Source organism: Cellulosimicrobium sp. BMG9.23 (genome assembly GCF_059159985.1).
The window spans coordinates 401605-418697 of the sequence record NZ_JBZGBZ010000004.1 but is presented as its reverse complement, the minus strand read 5'-3'; the positions used below and the strand labels follow the sequence as shown (position 1 = coordinate 418697).

Below are 17093 nucleotides of genomic sequence, written 5' to 3'. Positions count from 1 at the left end.
GCGGTCGGGCGGGTACGCGACGGGTGTCGCTCGGCCGGGCCGGGCTGGGCCGATCAGGTCGGCGTGCTCGCGAGGTCGAGCACGACCTTGACGTCGTCCGGGTGCGCGTCCAGCGCGTCGTGCACGTCGTCGAGGGGGAGGCGTCGGGTGACGAGGTCGGCGAGCCAGCGCGGGTCCGCCGCGGCGAGGATCGCCGCCGCGTCCCGGTAGTGCCCCACGTTCGCGTTCACCGAGCCGACGATCGCGTCGTTCTCGAGGACCAGGTCGCGGTTGAGCGCCCCCGCGTCGACCTGCACGCGGCGACCGGCCGCCGACACCCCGGTCAGGCACGTGACGCCGTAGTGGGCGGTCCGGGACATCGCGTCGAGCACGACCTCGCGCGCCCCGGTCGCCTCGACCACGACCTCCGGCTCGACGTCGTCCATGACGTCGCGCGCCGGCCGCGCGTGGTACGTCGCGCCGAGACGGCGCACGAGCTCGGGCTTGGGGCCGTCCTCGACCCGGTCGAGCACGTGCACGTCCAGGCCGCGCTGCACGCCGACCAGCGCCGCGAGCAGCCCGATAGGTCCGGCCCCGGTGACGAGGACGCGCTCGGGCTCGAACCACGACCTCCCGCCCACGGCGTCGACCTGCGCCCAGGCCTTCGCGACGACGCTCGTCGGCTCCACGAGGACGCCCAGGTCGCCGAGCCCGGGGTCGACCTGCACGGCGTAGTCCGCCTCGACGGTCCAGCGCTCGCTCGCGTAGCCGTGCCGGCCGGCGATGCCCCGCTCGGTGTAGAGGCCGTTGCGGCACATGTCGAAGTGACCCCGCGCGCACGCGCCGCACGGCACGGGATCCGGTCGGCGGACCACGCCCACCACGAGGTCGCCCGGCGCGAACCCGCTGCCGTCGGGAGCGGTGAGGACGCGTCCGAGCGACTCGTGGCCCAGGACGAGACGCTCCTCGCCCTCGGGCGCGCTGCCGTGCTCGCCGGCGGCGATCTCGCGGTCGGTCCCGCAGATCCCGACGACGACGCCCTCGACGAGCAGGTCGTCCGGTCCCGGCTCGGGGTCGGGGAGGTCCCGCACAGCGAGCGAGCCGGGCTCGCCGGGGACCAGGGTCAGTGCTCTCACGGGGTCCTCCCACTCTCTGCCTCGTCCCCGCGCGCCGTCGTGCCGCCCGCCCCGGGCAGGTTCGCGGACCCGAGCGTCAGCGCCGCGTTCACCAGGCCGACGTGGCTGAACGCCTGCGGGATGTTGCCGAGCTGCCGCCCGGCGCGCGTGTCGTACTCCTCGGCGAGGAGACCGAGGTCGTTGCGCAGCGACAGGAGCCGCTCGAACAGGGCCTCGGCCTCGCCGCGGCGGCCGATGCCCGCGAGCGCCTCGACCAGCCAGAACGTGCAGATGAGGAACGCCCCCTCGTCGCCCGGGAGGCCGTCGACCCCGCCGTCGGCGGACGGGTCGTAGCGCAGGAGCAGTCCGTCGGCGTCGAGCTCGCGGCGGACCGCCTCGACGGTGCCGACGACGCGCGGGTCGTCCCAGGCGAGGAAGCCGACCCGGGGCAGGAGCAGCAGGGCGGCGTCCAGGCCGCGTGAACCGTAGAACTGGGTGAACGTGTTCCGGCGGGCGTCGTACCCGTGAGCGAGGACGTCCTGCCGGATCGTGTCCCGCAGCGCGCGCCACTCGTCCACGGGGCCGTCGAGGCCGTGCTCGGTGACGGCGCGGACGGCCCGGTCGACGCCGGCCCACGCGAGGACGCGCGAGTGCACGAACGCACGGGGTTCGCCGCGGATCTCCCACAGGCCGTTGTCGAGGTCGGTCCAGTGGCCCTCGAGGTAGTCGAGCAGCGCCCGCTGGAGGCTCCACCCGTCCTCGGTCGCCGCGATCCCCGCCGTGCGGCCGAGGTGGAGGGAGTCGAGCACCTCGCCCCACACGTCGAGCTGGTGCTGGCCGTAGGCGCCGTTCCCGACCCGTACGGGTGTCGAGCCCTCGTACCCCGGCAGCCAGTCGATCGTGTGCTCGGTCAGGCGTCGCCAGCCGTCGATCGCGTACATGATCTGCAGGTCGGCGGGGTCGCCGGCGGCGGCGCGCAGGAGCCACTCGCGCCAGCGCCGGGCCTCGCGCAGGTACCCCGTCGCGATCATGGCCTGGAGGGTGAACGTGGCGTCGCGCAGCCACGAGAACCGGTAGTCCCAGTTGCGGACGCCGCCGATCTGCTCGGGCAGCGACGTCGTCGCGGCGGCGAGCACCCCGCCCGTCGGCTCGTACGTGAGCGACTTGAGCGTCACCAAGGACCGGGTCACCGCGTCGCGCCACGGCCCGCGATACGTCGACCGTCCGCTCCACGTCTCCCAGAACCGCAGCGTCCGGTCGAGCGCCTCGCGCGCGGTCGCGGGTTCGGGCGCCGGCTCGTGCGACGGGTGGTGCTGGAGCACGAACGGCACGGGGGCGCCCGGGACCGCGTCGAACCGCGCCGTCACCGTCCCGGAGCCGTGCGTGAGGGCGACCGGCGTGTGGAGGTGCACCGCGTCCGGGCCGGCGACCACGCTCAGGGGCGGGCCGGCGACGATCCACGGGGTGACGGCCCCGTAGTCGAAGCGGAGCCGGAGCTCCATCTCGACCGGAACCCGGCCGCCCGTCGCCTCGACGACGCGCACCAGGTCGGGGGCGCGGTCGCGCGGCGGCATGAAGTCCGTGACCGTGAGCGTGCCCTCGGGGGTCTGCCACGTGGACTCGAGGACGAGCGTGTCACCGACGTAGCGCCGGGACGTGCACGGGCCTCCGGACGCCGGCGCGATCCGCCACCTCCCGTGCTCGGGGCCGCCGAGGAGCGCGGCGAAGCACGCCGGGGAGTCGAAGCGGGGAAGGCACAGCCAGTCGACCGAGCCGTCCCGCCCGACGAGGGCGGCGGTCTCCAGGTCGCCGACGATGCCGTAGTCCTCGATGCGTCCTGCCATGCGGGCGTGGTCCTCGGCGTAGGCGTCGGGTGGGAGCGGGGTTCCCGTCGAGTATGGGCAGAGTCAGGAGACGGGCGCACCTCGACGGCGCGGGCGGCGGGCGGGTCAGGCCGTCGCGCGTGCGCCGAAGACGGCGGTGCCGACCCGCACGATGGTGGCCCCCTCGCCGATCGCGATCTCCAGGTCGCCGCTCATCCCCATGGACAGCTCCCGGGCGCTCGCGGTCCCCGGAACGCCGGAGTGCACGACGCCGTCCCGCACCTCGCGCAGCCGCGCGAACCCGGCGCGCACGGTCGCCTCGTCCGGCGAGTTCGCGCCGATCGTCATGAAGCCCGTGAGCCGCAGCCCGGGGAGGGCGGCGACGTCGTGCGCGAGGGGCGCGGCGTCGTCGGGCACGACGCCCGACTTGGAGGACTCGCCCGAGACGTTGACCTGGACCATGACGTCGAGCGTGCGTCCGTCGCGCGCGCAGCGCGACGACAGCGCCTCCGCGAGCGCGAGCGAGTCGAGAGTCTCGACACCCGTCGCCGTGGCCAGCACCTGGTTCACCTTGTTGCGCTGCAGGTGGCCGATCATGTGCACCGCCACGCGCCCGGCCGCGACGAGGTCCGCGAGGTCGGGGGCCTTCGCCACGAGCTCCTGGACGCGGTTCTCGCCGACGAGGTCGACGCCCGCCTCGACGACCGCGCGCACGGCCTCCGCGGGCTGCGTCTTCGTCGCGACGAGCAGCCGGACCTCCGCCGGCTCGCGTCCTGCCGCGCGGGCCGCCGCGTCGATCCGGGACCGCACCGCGGCCAGGTTCTGCGCGACGCGTCCGGCGAGGTCGAGAGACGAGGAGGTGACGGCGTCGGGCATGCGGCCAGTCTAGGTTTGGTGCCGCTCAGGGTCGGGACGAGGGGTCTCCCGGATCCCCGACAGCGTCGTCGTGCGCGAGGATGGTCGGGTGAAGACCCTGCTCAACATCATCTGGCTCGTGCTCGCCGGCTTCTGGCTCGCCCTGGGCTACGTCGCCGCGGGCATCATCTGCTGCATCCTCATCGTCACGATCCCGTTCGGCATCGCCTCGTTCCGGATCGCCGGGTATGCGCTGTGGCCGTTCGGCCGCACGGTCGTCGACAAGCCCACGTCCGGGGCGTGGTCGACGATCGGCAACGTCATCTGGGTGATCGTCGCCGGCATCTGGCTCGCGATCGGGCACGTGCTCACGGCGATCCCGCTGTTCGTCTCGATCATCGGCATCCCGCTGGGGATCGCGAACCTCAAGATGATCCCGGTCTCACTGCTGCCGCTCGGCAAGGACATCGTGCCGACCGACGCGCCCTTCGCGGCTTACGGCCGGTGATCTCACGCGAGATAGAACCCGCGGTCGCGAGGTAGAACTCGCGGCGTTCTACCTCGCGACCGCGGGTTCTATCTCGCGATCGGGGCCGCGGTCCCGCTCGTGAGGCGGAGCAGGTCGGCGGGCGAGAGGCCGACGTCGAGGCCGCGCCGCCCGCCGGAGACGTAGACGACGTCGAACGCGAGCGCGCTCTCGTCGAGCACCGTGCGGTGGCGCTGCTTCTGCCCGAGCGGCGAGATGCCGCCCACGACGTACCCCGTCGCGCGCTCGGCCGCCGCGGGCTCGGCCATCGTCGCCTTCTTGCCTCCCGCGGCGTGCGCGAGCGCCTTGAGGTCGAGCTGGCGGTCGACGGGCACGATCCCCACGACGAGCGAGCCGCCGTCGACCGTCGCGAGCAGCGTCTTGAACACCTGCTCGGGCGCCGCGCCGATCGCCGCCGCGGCCTCCATCCCGTAGGACAGGTCGCTCGCCGGGTCGTGCTCGTACGGGTGCAGCGTGTACGCGACGCCCTCGCGCTCCAGGAGCACGACGGCGGGCGTCCTGGCGTGCGCGGACGACTTCGACTTCTTGGCCACGGCCCGATTCTGCCTCAGCCCGGCTGGGGACCGCCGCGCAGGCGTGGGAGGCGCGGCGTAGCGTCGACCGGGTGACGAGAGCGACCGTGCCCGCGGGCGTCGTCGACGTCCGCCCCGCGAACGAGGCGAGCTGGGACGACCTCGCCGCCGTGTTCGGCGACCGCGGCTACCCGGCGGTGTGCTGGTGCCAGCGGCAGGTCCTCGGTGATCGCGCCTGGTACGCGACCCCGCCCGAGGAGCGCGCCCGGCTGCTGCACGAGCAGACGAGCTGCGGCGATCCCGACGCGCCGGCGACGAGCGGTCTCGTCGCGTTCCTCGACGGCGAGCCCGCGGGGTGGGTCGCCGTCGGGCCGCGTCCGTCCTTCCGCCGCCTTCGGGGAAGCCCGGTCCCGTGGAAAGGCCGGCCCGTGGGCGGCGAGCAGGACAAGGACGATCCCGACGTGTGGGCGGTCGCGTGCTTCGTCGTCCGCGCCGGGTTCCGCGGGTTCGGGCTCACCTACGACCTCGCGCGCGCGGCGGTGGCCTTCGCGCGCGAGCGCGGCGCGGCGGCGATCGAGGGCTACCCGATCCTCGAACCGTCCGGCGCGCCCGTGACGTGGGGCGAGAACTCCGTGGGCAGCGTCCAGGCGTTCCGCGCCGCGGGCCTCGAGGAGGTCGCGCGCCCGACGACGCGGCGCCGGGTCATGCGTCTCGACCTGCGCTGAGCGCGGCGCCGAGGGTGGCGCTGAGGGCGGGCGGACGGCACGAGACCACCGTTGCCGCCCCGTACCCGTCAGATCGGGAAATCAGGGCGCGGGCGGGCGTCGTCTTGGTGTGTGATCGGTCCATGACGATCGAGACGGGCACCCCTGACGTCGACGGTCTCGGGGAGGTGGACGACGTCCTGCGGTCGTGGCAGGACGACGAGACGCCGTTCCAGCTGCACCCCGGTGACCTCGGGTGGTTCTGGCGGTTCGGTGCCGACGCGACGGCCGAGGCCGTCCGGACGTGGCGCCGGGACGGGCGGGTGGTCGCCGTCGGGCTGCTCGACGGCCCGGACCTGCTCCGCGTGGCGATCGCACCCGACGCGCTGGGGGACGTCGCGCTGGCCGAGCGGCTCGTCGAGGACGTCTCACACCCTGGGCGCGGTGTGCTGGCCGCAGGGGCGGCGTCCCTCGAGGTGCCCGTCGGCGCGCTGGTCGACGAGCACCTGGCCGCCGCCGGCTGGCGTGCCGACGAGCCGTGGGCGGTGCTGCGGCGCGACCTCGCCGCGCCGGTGGAGGACCCCGGGATCCGGGTCGAGGACGTGGGTCCGGACCGGGCGTCCGTGTGGGCCGAGGTGCTGCGCGCATCGTTCGACGGGGCGACGTCCACGGACGAGCGCTGGTTCGCGATGGCGGCCGGGCTGCCCTTCGCCGACGCGCGGTGCCTCGTCGCGTACGACGGCCCGGCACCGGCACCGGCACCGGCATCGGCACCGGAATCGGCACCGGCGTCGGCATCGACGTCCGTGTCTGCGTCGGCGAACGGGACAGCGGTGGCGGTCGTGGCGGTGTGGTCCGCCGGCCACGGGCGTCCCGGGCTGATCGAACCGATGGGCGTGCACCGCGACCATCGCGGTCACGGCTACGGGCGGGCGGTGACGATCGCCGCAGCGGCCGCCCTCCGCGGGCTGGGCGCGTCGAGCGCTGTCGTGGCGACCCCGAGCTCCAACCTCGCCGCCGTCGCGACCTACGAGTCCGCCGGGTTCCGCCGCCTGCCCGAGCGGCGGGACCGTCGCCGCGACGACGGTGCGCGGCCCGCGTGACGCCCTTGACGGGAGGTGCGGTCCACCGCCTAGCCTGCTCGACGTGATGCAGGGGGATGCCGCGGGCGGGCTCAGGCCGTGCCGTTCCTCCTCGTCCCCTGACGGACCTGGACGAAGGAGCGAGCACCATGGACGAGGCGACGACCCGCAAGGAGCGCTACGAGCAGGGCAGGGCGCTGTTCGACGCGATCAGCGGTCCGACAGGGGCCGCGGGCATGGACGCGCTCGCGGACGTCTCTCCCGAGCTCGAGCACCAGGTCTTGGCCTGGGCCTACGGCGAGATCTACGCCCGGCCGGTCCTGGAGCCGAGGGATCGACAGCTCGTCACGCTCGGGATGCTCACCGCGCTCGGGGGCTGCGAGCCGCAGCTCGAGATCCACGTCAACGCCGCCCTCGACGCAGGGCTCACGCCACCCGAGATCGTCGAGGCCCTCCTGCAGTCGGCGGTCCACTGCGGCTTCCCGCGCGCACTCAACGCGACGGCCGTCGCGAAGAAGGTCTTCGGTGACCGCGGGCTGTTGCCCGTCGTGCAGGTGTAGGGGGCGAACCTCTACAGCGGGCCGACCGCCAGCACGGTGATCACGGGTGCGCCGGCCTCGTCGCTCGCCGGGAGGTCGACGGATGCCGTGATCGCCCAGTCGTGGTCGCCCGCCGGGTCGTCGAGCACCTGCCGGACCAGCCACGTGCCCGCCGGGACGACGCCGCCGGGGGCGTGCTCCGTCGTCGGGCCCTCGTGGCCGGGCGGCAGCTCGCCGCCCGCCTCGACGACCTGGAACAGCGCGGCGGCGCGGGCGCTCGGACCGATGCCGACCGCGTCGTCGCCCTGGGCGTCGAACAGCGGGTCGAGCGCGTCGCCCCAGGCGTCCGCGTCCCAGCCGCTCGCGCCGTCGAGCGCGGCGAGCGCCCGGTAGTCCTCGCGCGCGGCGAGCTCGACGCGGCGGAACATCGCGTTGCGCAGGAGCCGGCGGAACGCGCGCGGGTTGCCCGTGACGGGCCGCGCGGGCGCCTCGTCACCGCTCCCCGAGAGCGGCCCGTCGGCGACGAGATCGTCCGCGTCGTCGTCGACCGGCCGCGAGAGCCGCTCCCACTCGTCGAGCAGCGACGAGTCCGTGCCGCGCACGAGCTCGCCGAGCCACTCGACGATCTCGTGCACGTCCTCCGTGCGGTGCTCGTCGGGCACCACCTGGCGCAGCGCCCGGTAGGCGTCGGCGAGGTAGCGCAGCACGACGCCCTCGGTGCGCTCGAGACCGTAGACCGACACGAACTCGGCGAACGTCATGGCCCGCTCGACCATGTCGCGCACGACCGACTTCGGAGAGAGCTCCGCGTCGGCCACCCACGGGTTCGTCCGCTTGTACATCGCGAACGCGGGCGCGAGCAGCTCCTCGAGCGGCTTCGGCCAGGTGATCTCCTCGAGCAGCGCCATGCGCTCCTCGTACTCGTACCCCTCGGCCTTCATCGCGGCGACCGCCTCGCCCTTCGCGGCGTTCTGCTGCGCGTAGAGCACCTGGCGCGGGTCGTCGAGCGTCGCCTCGATAACGGAGACGACGTCGAGCGCGTGGGACGGGCTCGCGACGTCCAGCAGGTCCAGGGCCGCGAGCGCGAACGGGGAGAGCGGCTGGTTGAGTGCGAAGTCGCGCGGGACGTCGATCGTCAGCCGCACGCTCGGGCGGTACCCGGCCGGGCGCGAGGCGTCCGGGACGCGGACGCGCTCGACGATCCCGGCGACGCGCAGCGAGCGGTAGACGCGGAACGTCTGGCGCACGTGCTCGCGGCGCTGGGAGTCGGAGTCGTGGTTCGCGAGGAGCAGGTGCTCCATCGCGGCGACCGGGTCCTCGCCGTGCTGCGAGCGCGCCAGGACGTTGAGGACCATCGCGTGCGTCACGCGGAAGTGGCTCGTCAGGGGCTCCGGGTCGGCGTCGCGCAGGCGCTCGAACGTCGCGTCGGTCCAGTTGACCGACCCCTGCGGCGCCTTCTTGCGGACGATCTTCTTGAGCTTCTTCGGGTCGTCGCCCGCCTTGGCGAGCATCTTGCGGTTCTCGATCACGTGCTCGGGCGCCATGACGAGCACCTCGCCGACGGTGTCGTAGCCGGCGCGGCCCGCGCGTCCCGCGATCTGGTGGAACTCGCGTGCGGAGAGGTGGCGCATGCGCTCGCCGTCGAACTTCACGAGGCTGGTGAGGAGCACGGTGCGGATGGGCACGTTGATGCCCACGCCGAGCGTGTCCGTGCCGCACACGACCTTGAGCAGCCCCGACTGCGTGAGGCGCTCGACGAGGCGGCGGTACTTGGGCAGCATGCCCGCGTGGTGCACGCCGACGCCGTGCCGCAGGAACTTGCTCAGCGTCTTGCCGAAGCCCGTCGCGAAGCGGAAGTCGCCGAGCTCGGCCGCGATCGCGTCCTTCTCGGCCCGCGACGCGACGTTCATCGACAGCAGCGACTGGGCCCGCTCGACCGCGTCCTTCTGCGTGAAGTGCACGACGTACACCGGCGAGCGGCGCGTCGTCACGAGCTCCTCGATGACCTCGGTGAGCGGCTCGACGACGTAGGAGAAGTGCAGCGGGACCGGGCGCTCGGCCGTCGTGACCTCGGCGACCGGCCGTCCCGTGCGCTCCTCGATCTCCTCGACGAAACGAGAGGTGTCCCCGAGGGTCGCGGACATGAGCAGGAACTGGGTGCCCGTCAGCTCGAGCAGCGGCACCTGCCACGCCCAGCCGCGCTGCGGGTCGGCGTAGAAGTGGAACTCGTCCATGACGACCTGCGAGATCGCGTGCTCGTCCGCGCCGGGACGGCCGTCGGAGCCCGCACCGCGGCGCAGGGCGAGGTTGGCGAGGATCTCGGCGGTGCAGCAGATGATCGGGGCGTCGGGGTTCACCGCCGAGTCGCCCGTCATCATGCCGACGTTCTTCGACCCGAACGCGGCGACGAGCGCGAAGAACTTCTCGCTGACCAGCGCCTTGAGGGGAGCGGTGTAGTACGTGCGGCCGCCGCGGCCCGAGCGGTGCGCGGCGAGCGCGGCGAACTGCGCGCCCATCGCGACGAGCGACTTCCCCGAGCCGGTGGGCGTCGCGAGGATGACGTGCGACCCGGACACGAGCTCGATGAGCGCCTCGCTCTGGTGCGGGTACAGCTCGAGGCCCTGCTCCGTCGCCCACGTCGTGAAGCCCTCGTACAGCGCGTCCGGGTCCGGGGCGCCCCCCGTGGGCGCGGGGACGTGGGCGAGCAGCGTGGGCGTGCGGCCGGTCGTGGTGGTCACAGGGAGAGTCTGTCAGGTGGTCCGACGGCGCGGCCCACCCTGGCGCCGCCGCGCGGCACCGGGCACGCTGGTGCCTCCATCGACGACGGAGGCGCACGTGACCGACGAGTACCGCGGACGGCCCGCATTCCACGCCGAGACGCCCGCGACGTGGCGTGCCTGGCTCGCCGAGCACCACGACGACGCCGACCCGGGCGTGTGGCTCGTGACCTGGCGCCGGGAGAGCGGCCACGAGACGTTCGGGTACGAGCCGTGGATCGAGGAGGCCCTGTCGTTCGGCTGGATCGACGGGCAGGCGTCGACGGTCGACGCCGACCGGCACGCCCTGTGGTTCACGCGACGCCGGCCCGGCAGCCGGTGGACGCGGCTCAGCAAGGAGCGCCTCGCGCGCATCGAGGCCGACGGCCGCCTGACCGACGCCGGCCGGGCCGTCGTCGACGCGGCCAGGGCCGACGGGTCCTGGACGCGCCACGACGACGCCGAGGCGCTCGTCGTCCCGGACGACCTCGCGGCGGCGCTCGCGGAACGGCCCCGGGCGCGTGAGCGGTTCGACGCCTTCACGCCCGGTGCGCGGCGCGCGATCCTGGGGTGGATCGTCGAGGCGCGCCGCGCGGAGACACGCGAGCGCCGCATCACCGAGACGGCCGATCAGGCGGAGCAGGGCGTCCCGGCGCACCAGCCGCGACGCTAGGCGCTCGCGGCGGGGACCGGCAGCACGCGCCATGGCTCAGCTGGTCAGCTCAGGTCCCACAGCAGCCGGTAGAACGCGATGCGCTGGGCGTCGGGCTCGACGCCGTAGCCCGCGTAGACGAGCCCGTCGTACCCGGGGCCGTAGTTCCACTCCGTGCTCCACGCGGCGACGGCCAGGTCGGCCCAGCGGTCCGCGACCCCGAGCGAGCCGAGGTCGACGTGCGCGGCGAACGTGCCGTCGTCGTGCAGGAGCGTGTTGGGCACGCACGCGTCGCCGTGGCACACGACGAGGCGGTCGACGGCGGGCGGTGCGTCGAGCAGGGACCGTGCCGCGGTGGTGGTGAGGCCGCGGTGCTCGGGGAACCACTCGTGCGGGCCGCTGCCCCCGGCGAGACGTGCGTCGGCCTGCGCGACGCGCAGCGCGACCCCCCAGTCGAAGGGGCACTCGTCGACGGGCAGCGCGTCGTGCAGGAGGCGAAGCCCCCGACCGATCGCGCGCGCGGCCGTCGCGGGCTCGGCGACCCAGCGGCCGTCGACCGCCGACGTGCCCGCGAGCGCCTCGGTGACGAGCCAGTCGCCGTCGGCGTCCGTGCCGTGGTCGACGACGCGGGGGACCGCGATGCGTCCGGCGGCCCACGCGAGGCGCGCGGCCTCGGCGGCGAGGTCGAGCTCGGGCGTCCCGGCGGCCACCCATTTGGCGTAGCGCGCGGGCCCGGACCCGTCGACGGGGTCGAGGCGGAACGTCAGACCGCCGAGCTGGTTGCGCCACGCGGGCGTCACGACGTCGCCGCCCGCGAGCGCGCGCACCGCGTCCGGGACGGTGACGGGACCGGTCGGGACCTCGGCGACGGGGAGGTGGGTCACGCGAGCGATCCTCGCACGGCTCGTGCGCGCCGCATCATGCCGCCGGGGTGGCTCCTCTCTCCGGACGGGGGCGCGGACGCCTCCCGGCGGGACCGACCGCCGCGTCCGCGACCACGGAAGGAAGGATCATGACCACGGTCATCACGACACTGCCGCCGTGGCCGCGCGTGCGGCGCGGCGCGAACGGGCATCCTGTCCAGTCCGTCCAGCACCTGCTGCGGCACCGAGGCCACGACGACCTCGTCGTCGACGGCGTGCTCGGGCCGCTGACCGAACGAGCGGTGCGTGCGTTCCAGGAGGTGAAGGGCCTCGACGTCGACGGGGTCGTGGGCCCCGCGACGTGGGCGGCGCTCGTCGTGGTCGTGCGCCGGGGGAGCGTCGGCGAGGCGGTGCGCGCGGTCCAGCGCGAGGCCGTCGCGCGCGACCTCTCGGGACGGCCGGAGCCGGTGCTCGTCGTCGACGGGCAGTTCGGTCCCCGCACCGAGGCGTGGGTGCGTGCGTTCCAGGACGCGCTGCACGCGGGATTCCCCGAGGTGCTCGTCGACGGCGTCGTCGGACCCGTCACGTGGCGCTGCCTCGTCAGCGGGATGCTGTCCCACTGATCCCGAAGTCCCCGAGGAGCGGCGCGCACACCGCGAGCAGACGGTCCCGCAGCGCCGCTCCGCGCTCGGCGAAGGCGCGCTGGTGGCGCACGTACTCGGCCTTGCCCTCGGGCGTCTCGATCGCGACCGGGGCGAGCCCGTAGGACGAGACGTCGTACGGCGACGCCTGCATGTCCACGGCGCGCACGTCCCGCGCGAGCTCGAACGTGTCGAGCAGGAGGTCGCCCGGCACCGCCGGGCCGAGCTTCAGGGCCCACTTGTACAGGTCCATCGTCGCGTGCAGGCAGCCCGGCTGCTCGAGCGCGGGCTGGGTCTCGCGCGTCGGTGTCAGGCGGTTGAGCGGCACGGCGTCGGGCGTGAAGAAGCGGAACGCGTCGAAGTGCGTGCACTGCACGGGGTGCGACGCGACCACGGCGTCGGTGCCCTCGTGGCCGAGCCGCAGGGGGAGCGGGTGGCGGTGGTCGCGACCGGACGCCTGGTCGCGGTAGACCATGGCCCACTCGTGCAGGCCGAAGCAGCCGAAGCGCCCGGGGCGCGACGCCGTCGCTCCGAGCAGCGCGACGACGTACCGGACGGTGTCGCCGCGCTCGGCGAGGTAGGCCGGGACGTCGAGGGTCACGCCGTCCGGCGTCGGGCGGTACCAGCGCCAGGCGGCGCGCTCGCCCGGTTCCGCGAGGACGACGCCGGCGCCCGGGTGCCAGCGGCGGAGCTGGGCCGGCCGCGTCGGGTAGTACGTGAAGAGGAAGTCCTCGATCGCGTGCTTCTCGCCGAGCGCCTTGCGGCGGCGCCAGCCCGCGGTGAACGCGTCGGCCCGCTCGGCGTGCCGTCGCTCGGTCTCGTGCCACACCTCCGCGGGCACCACGTCCCCGGGCACCACGTCCCCGGGCACGACGGCGCGCGGCGGCGCGGTCGGCGGCGTGTCGAGGTCGGTGGTGGGCACCACCCCAGGGTACGAGAGCGTCGGCCGAGCCCGTGGCGGGGCCGGGCGCCGCCCCACAGCGCGCGAGGTCACGGGGTGAGGCCACGGCAGAGATCACCCTGTGGACGATTGGGTCCTCGGGCACCGATGCCGACAGAATGGGTGTGAACGTGCTGTGAAGGCCCGTGGGCAGCCGTGAAGGCCCCCGAAAGCCCGTGAACGCCCAGCACCCCACCCGAAGCACGCGGCGAGACCGCGAAGGAGCATCATGACGCAGCCGCCCGCCGGCTCCCCCGACCCCTACCCGTACGACCCGTACCAGCCCGGCGGCTCGCCCTCACCGGACGCGTACGCGCCGCCCGCGCCGTCGGGCGCCCCGTACGGCGCGCCCGAGCAGTCCGCGGCCTGGGGCGCTCCCGCCAGCCAGCTGGAGCAGGCGGCCCAGCAGCCCTACGCCGCGCCGTACGGCGCGGGGGACCCGTCGCAGCAGGCCTACGGCACTCAGGGCTACGGCACGCCGGACCCGACGCAGCAGCCGCCCTACGGCGCCCCCTACGGCGGGTACCCGGGCTACGGGCCGCCCGCGCCGTCGTCGACGAACACTCTCGCGATCACGGGCTTCGTCCTCGCGATCGTCGGCCTGCTCGGCTGCTGGATCCCCGGCCTGAACATCTTCGCTGCGATCCTCGGTCTCGCGGGCCTCGTGCTCGGCATCGTCGGGCTCACCCAGGTGAAGAAGGGCAAGACGGGCAAGGGGTTCGCTCTCTCGGCGATCATCGTCGGCGCGCTCGCGATCGTCGGGACGATCCTCACGTACTACCTGCTCGTCGGCTGGGCGGAGTCGGTGACGTCGGAGTACGAGCAGACGCTCTCGGAGATCGAGACGGAGACGCAGCAGGACCTCGACAACCTGTCGGGCGACGCGACGGACGACATCCTCGCGAACGACCTCGGGGTGGAGTTCGGCGCGTTCGAGGGCACCGCGGACGAGTACGGCTGGGTCGAGTCGTCGCTGCCCGTCACGCTGACGAACAACGCGGACGAGGCCGTGATGTACGACCTCGACATCGACGCCGTCGCGGCGGACGGCACCGTCATCGAGTCCGACTTCGCCTTCACCGAGAGGCTCGAGCCGGGTGCGTCCGCGACGGTCGAGGTCTTCGACTTCATCGACGCCGAGAACCTCGAGGCCATGAAGACCGCGACGTTCGAGGTGTCGTCGGTCAGCCAGTACTGACCGGCCCTGCGTTTCACGACGGCCTGCCCGGGTTCCGGGTGGGCCGTCGTCGTCTGCGGAACTCCCGCCGACGGTCGCTCCGGCGGCGATCCGTCCGGCGCGATCACCCGTCCGGCGCGCTCACCCGTCGGGCGCGCTCACCCGGCTGCCGCGATCACTCCGATGCCGCGAGGTACTGCGCCGCGAGCCGCTTCGGCGCGCGCGCGAGCCACGCGTCCTGCACGAGCTCCTCGAGCTCCGGGACCGGGATCCGGTCGAGCCGGGCGAGGACGATCGCGTAGCCGTCGAAGTGCGAGGTCGTGAGGAACGCCGCCGGGTCGTCTCCGAGCAGCGCCTGCTTCTCGCCCTCGTCGGACACCCAGAACGCCAGCGGAGCGGCGTCGGGTGCTTCGTCGCCCAGCTCGGTGCGGTCCTTCGGGCGCAGGGGACGTTCCCAGACGAACGCCTTCCCGTGGACGCGCCACTGGTGCGGCTCGCCCTGCGCGGTGTCCGGCAGGACCGCGGCGATGCGGTCGACGTCCTCCCACGTGGCCATCCACCCACGGTAGGCCCGCACCGGTGCGGGCGGTACCCCCGACGGGTCAGAACGGGGCGATCGTCAGAACGGGGCGATCTTCGCGGCGGGAGGGAAGATGTCGTCCAGCTCGGCGAGCTCGTCCGCGGTCGGCGCCCACGCACCGGCGGCGGCGTTCTGCCGCACCTGCTCCGGCGTCGTCGCGCCGGCGATGACGCTCGACACCTGCGGGCGGGAGAGCAGCCAGCCGAACGCCACCTGGACCTCCGTGAGGCCGCGGACCTTGCAGAACGCGCGCAGGCGTGCCAGCGCCTCCCACGGCGCGGACTCGAGCAGGTGCGGCTTGGAGCGCACCAGGCGGCCGTCGTCGGGCCGGGCGCCGTGCGCGTACTTGCCCGTGAGCAGCCCGTTGGCGAGCGGGAAGTACGGCAGCACGCCCAGCCCGTAGGCCTGCGCAGCGGGCAGCACCTCGAGCTCGGCCGCACGGTCGACGAGGTTGTACTGGTTCTGCGCCGAGACGAAGCGCACCGTCCCGGCGGCGCGCGCCGTGAGCTCGGCCTCGGCGATCTGCCACCCGGCCCGGTTGGAGTGGCCGACGTAGAGCACCTTGCCCGCGCGCACGAGGTCGTCGAGCGCGGCGAGCGTCTCGTCGATCGGCGTGAGCGGGTCGGGCGTGTGGAACTGGTAGAGGTCGATGTAGTCGGTGCCGAGGCGGCGCAGGGAGCCCTCGACGGCGCGCACGACGTACCGCCGCGAGCCGCGCGCGTCGTGGTCGTCGCCCGCCGCGCCGCGCATCGACATGCCGAACTTCGTCGCGACCACGACGTCGTCGCGGCGCGCGCCGAGGGCGCGGCCGAGGAACTCCTCGCTGCGCCCCGGCACGGCCCCGTAGGTGTCCGCGGTGTCGAAGAACGTGATCCCCGTGTCCAGGGCGGCGTGCACGACGTCGCGGCTGCCCTCGTACGTCGTCGTCGCCGCGTTCGGGCGCCCCAGGTTGTTGCAGCCCAGCCCGACGGCCGACACGGCCAGCCCCGACCGGCCGAGGCGGCGCAGCTCGGGGTGCCCCGCCGCGTCCGGAGCGTCCGGTGTGCCCGGTCCCGGCGCCGAGACGGGCTGGTCGGTCGGTCCCTGGGTCGTCATGCGCCGACCCTACGACGCGTCGTCCGGCCGCGAGCGGGGGACGAGGGCCGACGCCCGCGCTGCCACCGCCGCGAAGAGCCGCTCGAGCGGACCGCGGCCGAACACCCAGCGCCACGCCGTCGCCGCGGCGAGAGTCGCGAGCACGAGGACGAGCAGCGGCCCGTTCGTCGTCTGCTCGTAGGCGATGTCACCCCAGAACCACAGGACGACGATCTGGGCCGAGTAGACGCTGAGCGCCATCGCTCCCACGGCGGCGACGGGCGCGAGCACCCACCGCCCGACGCGCCCCACGAACAGGCACAGGCCGAGCACCGCGACGGCGAACCCGCCGGAGCCGACGACCTCGGGCAGGGTGTCGGTGTGCGGGCCGGCCAGCCACAGGTACGCGGACGTGGGCCACGGGTCCGACCAGGTGAGGGGTGCGGGCCGCAGGTCGCTCGACCAGGCCGCCGCGGCGTCCTCCACCGCCTGCGGACCGCCGAGCGGGCCGACGACCGCCGAGGACACCCCGTACCCGATCGCCGTCGCGAGCAGGCCGCCCGTGACGAGCAGCAGGCGCACGGGCGTCGACGTCAGGTCGAGCCGGCCGATCGCGAGCCCCGCGAACACGTAGGCCATCCACACGATCGCGGGGTAGTGGCCGGAGAGGAGGAAGTCGGTGAAGGCGCCCGACCCGTCCTCGGGCAGGTGCAGCCCGGCCCGCGCGAGGACCTCCGGGCCGTAGTACGCGAGCACGGGACCGACGAGCGCGATCACTCCCGCGAGGACCGCGAGCCGGCCGGGCGACCAGCGCAGGAACGGCAGGGCCAGGACGAAGTACGCGGCGTAGAAGCCGAGAATGAGCAGCACGCGGGTGCCGAGGAGGTCGAGCAGTCCGACGAGGGCGAGGAGCAGGACCGCCCGGACGAGGATGCGCGTGCGCGCCTGGAGCAGGGGCAGGCCGGTGAACGGCGTCCGTCCGCCCGAGACGATCGCGAGCGACACCCCCGCGACGAGCGCGAAGAGGATCGACGACCGGCCGTGCGAGATCTCGAGGAACGCGGCGACACCACCGGCGTCGGCCGACGTGAACCCGACGTGCGCCGTGAACATGCCCAGCACGGCGAGCCCGCGCGCGACGTCGACACCGGTGACCCGACCCGGACCCCCGAGCAGCAGGTCGGCGTGCCGGCGGGCGAGGCCGGGGGCGGCGACGGCAGTCATGGGGGTGATTGTCCGATGCCGGGGCTCCGT

17 protein-coding genes are annotated in these 17093 nt (G+C 74.3%); 7 read left to right on the top strand and 10 right to left on the bottom strand.

The genetic code is table 11. The features are described from left to right. Positions 1–53: 53 nt before the first annotated feature. From AC4H2G_RS08545 to AC4H2G_RS08535, 3 genes are all read right to left on the bottom strand, one after another. The gene (locus tag AC4H2G_RS08545) at positions 54–1115 is read right to left on the bottom strand and encodes a glucose 1-dehydrogenase (protein WP_494365321.1); all 1062 of its coding nucleotides are present in this window, start codon (positions 1113–1115) and stop codon (positions 54–56) included. Further along, positions 1112–2938 carry a glycoside hydrolase family 15 protein gene (locus AC4H2G_RS08540; protein WP_494365320.1) on the bottom strand — a complete coding sequence of 609 codons (1827 nt, stop codon included), beginning with the start codon at positions 2936–2938 and terminating at the stop codon, positions 1112–1114. The genes AC4H2G_RS08545 and AC4H2G_RS08540 overlap by 4 nt, the downstream gene beginning before the upstream one ends. A gap of 105 nt (positions 2939–3043) precedes the next feature. Continuing rightward, positions 3044–3793 carry a YggS family pyridoxal phosphate-dependent enzyme gene (locus AC4H2G_RS08535; protein ID WP_494365319.1) on the bottom strand — a complete coding sequence of 250 codons (750 nt, stop codon included), beginning with the start codon at positions 3791–3793 and terminating at the stop codon, positions 3044–3046. 88 nt (positions 3794–3881) lie between these two features. Between AC4H2G_RS08535 and AC4H2G_RS08530 the strand changes: the two genes are divergently transcribed. Then, positions 3882–4280 carry a YccF domain-containing protein gene (locus tag AC4H2G_RS08530; RefSeq protein ID WP_494365318.1) on the top strand — a complete coding sequence of 133 codons (399 nt, stop codon included), beginning with the start codon at positions 3882–3884 and terminating at the stop codon, positions 4278–4280. 68 nt (positions 4281–4348) lie between these two features. Here the strand turns inward: AC4H2G_RS08530 and ybaK are convergent, their stop codons facing one another. Then, positions 4349–4852, bottom strand: coding sequence for a Cys-tRNA(Pro) deacylase (ybaK, locus tag AC4H2G_RS08525; protein ID WP_494365317.1), 504 nt, complete (start codon positions 4850–4852; stop codon positions 4349–4351). 71 nt (positions 4853–4923) lie between these two features. Between ybaK and AC4H2G_RS08520 the strand changes: the two genes are divergently transcribed. The 3 genes from AC4H2G_RS08520 (at position 4924) to AC4H2G_RS08510 (ending at position 7177) form a co-directional block, all read left to right on the top strand. Further along, entirely contained in the window at positions 4924–5556 is a 633-nt protein-coding gene (locus AC4H2G_RS08520) for a GNAT family N-acetyltransferase (protein WP_494365316.1), read from the top strand. Positions 5557–5678: 122 nt separating this feature from the next. Continuing rightward, positions 5679–6638: a GNAT family N-acetyltransferase gene (locus AC4H2G_RS08515; protein ID WP_494365315.1), complete on the top strand. Its 960-nt coding sequence runs from the start codon at positions 5679–5681 to the stop codon at positions 6636–6638. A gap of 128 nt (positions 6639–6766) precedes the next feature. After that, positions 6767–7177: a carboxymuconolactone decarboxylase family protein gene (locus tag AC4H2G_RS08510; RefSeq protein ID WP_494365314.1), complete on the top strand. Its 411-nt coding sequence runs from the start codon at positions 6767–6769 to the stop codon at positions 7175–7177. Positions 7178–7188: 11 nt separating this feature from the next. Here AC4H2G_RS08510 and AC4H2G_RS08505 read toward each other — a convergent pair whose 3' ends face one another. After that, a complete protein-coding gene (locus AC4H2G_RS08505) occupies positions 7189–9894 on the bottom strand; it encodes a DEAD/DEAH box helicase (RefSeq protein WP_494365313.1) in 2706 nt (901 codons plus the stop codon). A 97-nt stretch (positions 9895–9991) separates the two neighbouring features. Between AC4H2G_RS08505 and AC4H2G_RS08500 the strand changes: the two genes are divergently transcribed. Beyond that, a complete protein-coding gene (locus AC4H2G_RS08500) occupies positions 9992–10585 on the top strand; it encodes a YdeI/OmpD-associated family protein (protein WP_494365312.1) in 594 nt (197 codons plus the stop codon). A 44-nt stretch (positions 10586–10629) separates the two neighbouring features. On the opposite strand, the gene AC4H2G_RS08495 is transcribed toward AC4H2G_RS08500, so the two are convergent. Then, complete coding sequence (locus AC4H2G_RS08495) at positions 10630–11448, bottom strand: phosphotransferase (RefSeq protein WP_494365311.1); 819 nt, start codon at positions 11446–11448, stop codon at positions 10630–10632. A 128-nt stretch (positions 11449–11576) separates the two neighbouring features. Here AC4H2G_RS08495 and AC4H2G_RS08490 point away from each other — a divergent pair, with 128 nt between their 5' ends. Then, a complete protein-coding gene (locus AC4H2G_RS08490) occupies positions 11577–12050 on the top strand; it encodes a peptidoglycan-binding domain-containing protein (RefSeq protein ID WP_494365310.1) in 474 nt (157 codons plus the stop codon). On the opposite strand, the gene AC4H2G_RS08485 is transcribed toward AC4H2G_RS08490, so the two are convergent. After that, positions 12028–12927, bottom strand: coding sequence for a 3-methyladenine DNA glycosylase (locus AC4H2G_RS08485; RefSeq protein ID WP_494365380.1), 900 nt, complete (start codon positions 12925–12927; stop codon positions 12028–12030). The two genes, AC4H2G_RS08490 and AC4H2G_RS08485, sit on opposite strands and share 23 nt — an antisense overlap. A gap of 310 nt (positions 12928–13237) precedes the next feature. Here AC4H2G_RS08485 and AC4H2G_RS08480 point away from each other — a divergent pair, with 310 nt between their 5' ends. After that, entirely contained in the window at positions 13238–14206 is a 969-nt protein-coding gene (locus AC4H2G_RS08480) for a DUF4190 domain-containing protein (protein ID WP_494365309.1), read from the top strand. A gap of 154 nt (positions 14207–14360) precedes the next feature. Here AC4H2G_RS08480 and AC4H2G_RS08475 read toward each other — a convergent pair whose 3' ends face one another. From AC4H2G_RS08475 to AC4H2G_RS08465, 3 genes are all read right to left on the bottom strand, one after another. Next, positions 14361–14741 (bottom strand): MmcQ/YjbR family DNA-binding protein, encoded by a 381-nt coding sequence (locus tag AC4H2G_RS08475; protein ID WP_494365308.1) that lies wholly within the window; start codon positions 14739–14741, stop codon positions 14361–14363. Positions 14742–14804: 63 nt separating this feature from the next. Further along, positions 14805–15860, bottom strand: coding sequence for an aldo/keto reductase (locus AC4H2G_RS08470; protein WP_494365307.1), 1056 nt, complete (start codon positions 15858–15860; stop codon positions 14805–14807). A gap of 9 nt (positions 15861–15869) precedes the next feature. Then, a complete protein-coding gene (locus tag AC4H2G_RS08465; protein WP_494365306.1) occupies positions 15870–17063 on the bottom strand; it encodes a heparan-alpha-glucosaminide N-acetyltransferase domain-containing protein in 1194 nt (397 codons plus the stop codon). Between the last annotated feature and the right edge of the window lie 30 nt (positions 17064–17093).